Here is an 8,331-nt window from a genome sequence, read left to right on the forward strand (position 1 = left end):
GCGTAAATCCTAAGTTAAAAACCAGCAATTTTCTGAAATATTCCCCTTTATTATGACTAAGCAAAAACTTCGCATTGCACTGTTTACAGGGTTGTACGCTCCTTTTTTAACTGGCGTTTCCGTTGCAGTACACCAACGAGTTCGTTGGTTGCTAGAGCAGGGACATGAGGTTTTTTTAATCCATCCGCAAATCAACGATCGCTATCCCAAAAATGTTGGCGATCGCCCCATGCCAGGTTTAGAAGAAATTCAATCTTTTCCTAATTTCTCTGCTTACGCATTTCCCACAGAACCGCTGGTATTTTACAAGTCTCTTCCTCAACCGTTGAACTATCGGCATTGGAGCGATACCAAGCTGCTGGAGAAATTCAAGCCCGATATTATCGTGGTTGAAGAAGCAGCCCAAATGAGAGGTTTGTACTCATTTTTCTTGCAAGGTTATGGTCGCCCTATCGGCACTCAATACGCAAAACGAACAGGCACGCCAATAATATCACTCTTCCATACAGATATCGTTGCGTATATCAAATATTACTTTGGAGACCGATTCTTCAATTTAGTTCGCCCCATCGTTCCCGTTTTAGTCAAGCAGTTTAGTGAGTCTTATGACTTCAATTACTTCTCTTCTAAAGAACAACTGACTAAATACGAAGAACTGAAATGCCAACGCGCTGAATACGTCGCCTATCAAGGTATCGATTGCGAAAAATTTCACCCGCGAAATATTTGTTACAACCCAATTCCTAACGATAACCGACCAACTCTGTTGTTTGTCGGACGCATCACACCGGAAAAGAATGTCAACCAATTGCTTGATATCTTTCCAGTCATAGCTGCTAAAATTCCTGATGTCCATCTGGTAATTGTTGGTAGTGGCCCGCTAGATGAAGAGATCCGTGAGCGTGCTAAAAAGTTTGGATCGGGTATTACTGTATGGGGTGAGTCTCACGGTACAGAACTTCTAGGTTGGTTTGCCAGAGCGGATGTTTTTATCAACCCTTCTGTCACCGAGAACTTCTGCACTACAAATAACGAAGCGTTAGCGTCTGGAACTCCTCTGGTTGCTGTTGTTGCACCATCAACTTCAGAACAGGTTTTTCCTGGTCGTAATGGCTTCCTTGCCCAACCTAACAACCCCACAGACTTTGCCCAAAAGGTAATTGCGATTCTGGAAAATCCCGATTTGAAAGCAGATATGACTCGGCACGCTCGCCCCTCTATACTCGAATTTGATTGGTCGTCATGTATGCAGAAATTTGAACACAAACTTTACCAAATCGTTGAAGGAGTGCAGAAAGTGGAAGTAAGTACAGCTAGTATAAGACCACAGCGATAAGAAACAGATCGCTAGTATCTACATACAGTACTGGCGATCGCTAGCACTGCAACTTTTTGCACCAACGAGTTTTAGGATTATTAAACACATCCGACTTGCATTGCCGTAGTTGCAGGTAGTAGAAGCTATGAGTTAATGAAACTTTGAATTTTTCCCTTTCCTATCAGGCTGCACCTTAGTTGCATCGACTTGCAACTTACTTGCATCGGTCTGCAACTTACTTGCATCGAGGCGTACCCGCCCTTTGCGGTGGCGATCGCCTTGCCTTTGCGATCAAAGCGCATAGGTGCAGAAGCTTATGCGCCAATACGATTCAGTAGAAATGTTGCATTGTTGTATCGCAATATCTCTACACAATGTTTGGTTGAGAATACTTAATAAAGTAACTAAATCTGTTATTAGATAATGTCCCGCCTGTAGGAACATTCAATTTTTCAGGGCAACAAATCAAAGCCAATTAACCTGACTGGTGGTACTGGTGCTGACACAGAGTAACTTGACTTGTATTTAAGTGTGTTGGGTGGGCAAATGTTTGCCCACTCTACAAATTGCCTAAATGCTTTGATTTGCACCTTTATTGCATTGGCTTACAACTTTGTTGTATTAAAGAGTAATTTTGTTGTATTGGCTTGCACCTTTGATGCATCGACTTGCAAGAAAGTTGTATCGACTTGCACCTTTGTTGCACCGACACGCAATTTTGTTGCATCGACTTGCACCTTTGATGCATGAGCATTGCAAAAATTAGCCTTGCTCAGTCTTTATGGAGTAGAGACGTTGGCGTAGCCCACCTTAGGTATCGCTACTCTCATCACTTTACATAAGTATTAATTATATAGGACAAAGATCCTAGTCAAAACTTGGATCTTTGTACGATGCGGTCACTGAGGGGATTGGCAGAGGCAATAACCAGTATTATAGTAAAGTGACATAAGGGCAGGGCAAAAGCTCATCGCATAGATTGACTCGGTGAATTGGTATACACAACTATGAATGTACAACTTGTTAATTCCCTTGTAGAAGTGGTACTAAATCTCTCTCCCGAAGAGCAAAAACTTTTTCAAGAAAAGCTGAGTAACAAGCATTTAACGTTACTAAGTAATAAACCTCAAACATCATCACAGAGATTATTACTTTGGCAAGAGTGGATAGATACAGCACCAAAAAGCTATGCCAACCTTTCTGATGAAGCTCTGCGTCGAGAAAATATCTACGATGATGAAGTATGACCGATTATTTATTAGATACCAATATCCTTTTACGCTCCAGCGATATAGCTTCACCCGATTATAATCTTGTCGATCGCACAATCAGGTATCTAATATCTAATAACCATCAATGTTTTATTACATCTCAAGTTTTAATTGAATTTTGGGTTGTAGCCACCCGTCCTGTAGCTGTAAATGGATTTGGATGGACACCAGAAGAAACCGAACGAACGGTGCAAATGCTCATAAATCAGTTTGAGTGGCTAGAAGAAACACCAGATGTCTTTTGCCTTTGGTTTAGCCTTGCTACAACTCACAAGATTTCAGGGAAACGCACTCACGATTTACGCATACAAGCAGTAGTGCTTACTCATAACATCAGCCATATTCTGACCTTAAACCCAAAAGATTTTGTAGAAATTGAAGGAATTACTATTGTTCACCCCAATAGCATAAACAGCTAAAACCAGGGATTTAGTGCAATCGTAATTTTTATAGTGAGGTGTACTTAGTTTCATCGACTTGCACCTTTATTGCATTAAAGTTGTAAAAATTAGCCTTGCTCAGTCTTTATGAAGTAGAAGCAATCGCCACTCTCATCATTTAACATAAGTATTAATTATATAGAACAAAGATCCTAGTCCAAACTAGGATCTTTGTTCGATGCGGCAATTAAGGCGATCGCTGTACAATCCATTACACTTGCAGTAACCTCATGTCACCTTTAACTGTACCCAAATTAGAGATTATCTGCTCACCGGACTTTGTACCAAGGCTTGCAAACCCAGTTTGTAAGCCTTGGCTTCACTAGCTGATTGGTGATGCGATCACATTTGAGAACAAAAAAAATGCGATCGCCTTTTCGTCCATAAAGCCTATTTAATCAAACGCGCTTAAAACAACATAACAGGAAAAAATTAAATGACAAGCTCTATTGTTAACCAAACTACTGATGACGGCACTGGGACTACTACAAGCACCCGCAGTTATGCAATCCTCCAAGCTAACCAACTAGCAGGGGATGACACGATTACCACTGATACTGATGTCCGTGTCATCGAGGTAGTGAAAACCCTGGAGAACAGCAATATCACCATCGTCGGTAACAATCACAGCATCAGCGGCGATGCTAATAACACTGCCGTGACCATCTCGGCAAGTACCTTGTTAGTTAACGATACCCTTAGCGATGGCAGCCTCACGAATACTGCTACGGTGACTGTGGCTGTCGGTGGCAACACAGTAATTGTAGGCGGTAATGGTGCTGATAGCCTAAGTGGCGCAGCAGGCAATGACTCCATTGAAGGAGGCAATAGCGCTGACACCCTCAACGGCTTAGGAGGTGATGACACTCTTGTCGGCGGTAATCAAGGGGATATCCTCAATGGTGGCGATGGCAATGACCTCCTGCTAGGGGAAGAAAGCGATAACAGTGGCGGTGGTAAAGACTTTCTCAATGGCGGTGCCGGCAATGACATCCTCAATGGCGGTAACGGCGCAGATGACCTGACTGGCGGTACTGGCAACGACATTTTAACTGGTGGCAGTGCTTCTGATACTTTTATCTTCGCCGCCCTAGACGGCACCGATACGATTACTGACTTTAACGATGGACTTGATTACATTGGTCTGTCCGGCGGTTTAACCTTTGGTCAACTGTCTTTCTCTGGCAGCAACATCTTTGTTACCAGCACCAATGAACTCCTGGCAACTCTGACGGGTATTGATACCACGACCCTCACGGCTGGTGATTTCATCACAATCTAGGATTACTGCCTTTTTAGCTGATTGGTGATGCGATTCGTTTAGGCAATCAAACTTTAGCAATACTGACTGCTTTTGATATCACCATGCTGACGCAGAACGATTTTATCTCTGTTTAAGTTTATTGGGTGGGCAAATGTTTGCTCACCCTACAAATTGGCTAAATACATTAATTTGCACCTTTGATGCATCGTCCTGCACCTTTGATGCATCGAAGAGCGCCTTTGTTGCATCGACTTGCACTTTTGATGCATTGGCTTACATCTTAGTTGCATCGACTTGCATATTTGATGTATTAGCTTGCACCTTTGTTGCATAGAAAAAGCAAAAATCAGCTTACCCTTTCTTTAACCTTGTTTTATCTAAAAACTTCACCTTACTGATAGCTTTATGGTTGCAATGGGTACATTAAATATGTACATTACAACAGTATGCTGATATGCCTACCCAAAATACAACACGCCGTTTGCGCCCTCAATTAATTAGTGAAGATGTTAATTCATGGCACGGCTTGCAAACGATCGCCACTTATGAAACAACCCGTGCTGATGCCTCTGCTACCAACTTACAGCAAGCTTATCAAGCTATGTTAACTCAGCAACAAGCCGAAACCGAGAAACTAGCTTTATACCGTGCTGCTGCTGATGCTGCACGATTAGCAGAATGGGAATTTCACAATGCGGTATTAGCGATGAAAGAAGTTGTGCGCGGACAATATGGATTAGATAGTGATCAAGCTCAAGCGGTAGGATTGAAGAAAAAATCAGAATACAAGCGTCCTAGCCGCAAAAAATTAGTCGCATCATGAGCTAGGAAAGATTATCAGATTTTAGATGTGCGATCGCTGCCACAAATCATGTAAAGTGCGATCGCACTCTTCCACAGATGAAGAAAAAGCGAGTTATGAACCATCAAGGTCTAATTCTCTGGCTAACAGGGTTAAGTGGCGCGGGTAAAACAACGATCGCCTCATCTGTTGCCCAAGAACTACAAAAACGAGATTGCCTGGTAGAATTACTTGATGGTGATGTCGTTCGCACCCATTTATCTCAAGGACTAGGATTTAGTAAAGAAGATAGAGATATCAATGTCCGGCGGATTGGTTTTGTTGCCAACTTGCTCAGTCGAAATGGGGTGATAGCGATCGTTGCTGCAATCAGCCCCTATCGGGAAATTCGAGAGGAATTGAGACAAACAACCACCAATTTTGTAGAAGTTTACGTTCAAGCACCATTAGCAGTTTGTGAATCCCGTGATGTGAAGGGACTTTACGCCAAAGCCAAGACGGGACAAATCAAGCATTTTACTGGCATATCTGACCCTTACGAAGAACCTTTAAATCCAGAGGTTATTTGTTTGACTCATCAATTTACTATTGAGCAATGTGTTTACCAAGTAGTTAGCTACTTAGAATGCCAAGGCTACATTAGACATAAGTGCTAGTCATAGCACAATACGGTTCACTTAAGGCTAAAACTCTTTTTTTACGAACCGCAGAGGCGCAGAGAACACAGAGAGAAGAAAGAGTAGAAATGCTTAACTGAACTGTATTGAGTTATAGCAAGGAACTGAGGACTGGGGACTGGGTGAAAAGTCTTTTTGTGTCTAAGTTTTATCACCTGTTGGTGTCCTAATCACCAAGGCTTTTGCTATATCTTAAACAAATGTTAGCGAGTGAGAGAGGCGACTGGTGTGCGGTTTCTAATTCTACAATTCATGCAAGCTAGTTTTAGCACCATGCCACCCATGTAAGATAGGCATGGTAAACAATCCCCACGCCAAACCTGTAATCAACCCAAAAGGCGTAACCAGATAGTTATTAAAACTCCACAAACCAAAAACCTCTGCTGCCAATTCCAAAGGATAAGCCATCATCAGCACACTTGCGATCGCCACACCACTCCAGCCATACTGACTCAACCAGTAAAATCCTTTACCACCAGTTATCCCATACAGCAGACGAGTAATCAGCAAACCCATGACAGTCCCGTAGCAGCGCATACACACAGCCATAATAAACGGTGGTGCTAAATCTAACCCCATATCTGGTTGCGGACAGACATGATTACCCATGAAATAAATGATGTCCGCAATCCCAGGAAGCAAAGACACTCCAGACGCAGCCAAAAAGGGAGCGATAGGCGGGCCAAAAACCATCCCTACCAACAAGAAATCAGCAATCAAACTGACCCAACTAACCTGCAATTCACTGAAAGCTACTCTTGTCATCTCCCCTTCTCTGCGTCCTCTGCGCCTCTGCGGTTCGTTCTCTTAACCTACCTTATTTACATAAGGACTTGTCAACTTATCCAACTGCTGAATCAACAGACTGAGGAACAAACCCACATCTGTCACCACACCCACCGATTCTACAGAACCGCGATCGCTTAACTTAGTCACCACAGCTGGATTAATATCAACACACACCATTTTCACCCCTGCCGGAGTCATATTACCCACGCCAATGGAGTGCAGCATCGATGACAGCATTAAAATCATCTCTGCACCTTCTAGGTGTTTGGCATATTGCTCCTGTGCTTGAATCAAATCCATTACGGTATCAGGCAAAGGCCCGTCATCCCGAATGGAACCCGCAAGCACAAAAGGTACATTATTGCGGACGCATTCATACATCACGCCACTTTTAATTGCTCCCGCCTCCACAGCTTTGGGAATGCTGCCATAACGGCGGAGACTATTAATTACCTTCAGGTGATGGCGGTGTCCACCATGCACAGCGACACCCCGCTTCATGTCTACACCCAAGGAAGTGCCCATGATATTTTGCTCGATGTCGTGAACTGCGATCGCATTGCCACCCAGCAAAGCTTGCACGTATCCTTCGCGGATCAGTTGCGCCAAGTGTTCGCCGCCACCAGTGTGAATTACCACAGGCCCAGCCGTGACAACTACTTTACCACCAGCATCGCGGATTTTACGCAACTCCCAAGCTACTTGCTCAACGACTAATTCCACGCGCCGTTCGCTGGAAACTCCCGCCGACATAAAGCTAAATTCTTGGGTACTGCGGAGTTCCCGCGATTCAGTTTTGCGGATGGTGCGGATACCTAAAACATCCACAATTACCTGTTCGCCAACTTTTAAATCGCGGAGTATTTTACACCGAGCCACTAAACCTGTGGGAGTTTGAGTAATGGCGATCGCGCCATCCATCCGTTGATTTTCAACCTTCACCCACTGACCGTTAATTCGCACTTCAGTGGGATAAATGGTACTAACGTAGAAATCATCGGGTGCAACGCCATCTTGAATTACCGGCTCCAGTTTGGCATCTCGCTCATCATGGGGTAAATCTACAGCACCCAAATCAATTAATCGGGAGATGATTTCTTCCATCACCTCATGGGATGGTGCTGATACTCTCACCTCGGCGGCTGAAGTACTTTGCCGTTGTTCTCCCAAGTTGAAATTCAGGACTTTGAAACTTCCCCCGGCATCTATAATCAAATCCAAAGCGCGGTTAATTAAGCCAGCATCTAACAAATGTCCTTCCATGCGAATGACGCGGCTTTCTACCGAGACATTGGCATGAATTTCATCTCTAACTGGTTCTGTTACCCGCAAAGTTAAGCATTTAGCTGCACCACCGGCTTTGAGAAATTCAGTAAGTGGCGTTTCCAGCACTTGGAAACCTGCATTCGCAAGGCGGGTTTTCAAAGCATCACTCGTCTTGTTCATGATGACGATGCTATCTACATTCACCGCATTACAAGCGAAGTTGACTGCATCAGCTTCTTCAATTGCGATGCGCTTTTCTGATGCGACTCGCATTTCAATTAAACGGTTGGAGTAAGAATCAAAAGCGCCGGGATAGTATAGCAAATAGCCATTTGCTAGAGGACAAAAACAGGTATCTAGGTGATAGAAACGTTCGTCTATTAATCGTAGAGATAGCACCTCAATATCCAGCCATTTAGCTAGATAAGGGTGAGAATCTAATTCCGAGCGGAAACCGTATCCCGCCCATAACCAGCGTCCTTCCCGATCCAGCAGTGCGTCTCC

The 8,331-nt window shown here is 43.7% G+C and carries 8 protein-coding genes; 6 read left to right on the plus strand and 2 right to left on the minus strand.

From position 1 onward, the window contains the following. Positions 1 to 52: 52 nt before the first annotated feature. From IQ229_RS04790 to cysC, 6 genes are all read left to right on the plus strand, one after another. Entirely contained in the window at positions 53 to 1,336 is a 1,284-nt protein-coding gene (locus IQ229_RS04790; RefSeq protein WP_194041756.1) for a glycosyltransferase, read from the plus strand. Positions 1,337 to 2,325: 989 nt separating this feature from the next. Continuing rightward, positions 2,326 to 2,565 (plus strand): hypothetical protein, encoded by a 240-nt coding sequence (locus IQ229_RS04795; protein WP_194041758.1) that lies wholly within the window; start codon positions 2,326 to 2,328, stop codon positions 2,563 to 2,565. Then, complete coding sequence (locus IQ229_RS04800) at positions 2,562 to 3,008, plus strand: type II toxin-antitoxin system VapC family toxin (RefSeq protein WP_194041760.1); 447 nt, start codon at positions 2,562 to 2,564, stop codon at positions 3,006 to 3,008. Before IQ229_RS04795 ends, IQ229_RS04800 begins: the two co-directional genes overlap by 4 nt. A 457-nt stretch (positions 3,009 to 3,465) precedes the next feature. Next, positions 3,466 to 4,311, plus strand: coding sequence for a calcium-binding protein (locus IQ229_RS04805; RefSeq protein WP_194041762.1), 846 nt, complete (start codon positions 3,466 to 3,468; stop codon positions 4,309 to 4,311). A 436-nt stretch (positions 4,312 to 4,747) separates the two neighbouring features. After that, positions 4,748 to 5,116 carry a hypothetical protein gene (locus IQ229_RS04810; RefSeq protein ID WP_194041764.1) on the plus strand — a complete coding sequence of 123 codons (369 nt, stop codon included), beginning with the start codon at positions 4,748 to 4,750 and terminating at the stop codon, positions 5,114 to 5,116. A 95-nt stretch (positions 5,117 to 5,211) separates the two neighbouring features. Then, a complete protein-coding gene (cysC, locus tag IQ229_RS04815; RefSeq protein WP_265582951.1) occupies positions 5,212 to 5,751 on the plus strand; it encodes an adenylyl-sulfate kinase in 540 nt (179 codons plus the stop codon). Between the two features lie 264 nt (positions 5,752 to 6,015). On the opposite strand, the gene IQ229_RS04820 is transcribed toward cysC, so the two are convergent. Both IQ229_RS04820 and argZ read right to left on the minus strand, forming a co-directional pair. Continuing rightward, entirely contained in the window at positions 6,016 to 6,537 is a 522-nt protein-coding gene (locus IQ229_RS04820; protein ID WP_194041768.1) for a DUF2085 domain-containing protein, read from the minus strand. 42 nt (positions 6,538 to 6,579) lie between these two features. After that, positions 6,580 to 8,331, minus strand: a 1,752-nt coding sequence (argZ, locus tag IQ229_RS04825) for a bifunctional arginine dihydrolase/ornithine cyclodeaminase (protein WP_194041770.1), incomplete at its 5' end; no start/stop codon positions are given.

Origin of the sequence: Nostoc cf. edaphicum LEGE 07299, assembly GCF_015207245.1 — a bacterium.
Lineage (GTDB): Bacteria > Cyanobacteriota > Cyanobacteriia > Cyanobacteriales > Nostocaceae > Nostoc > Nostoc edaphicum_B.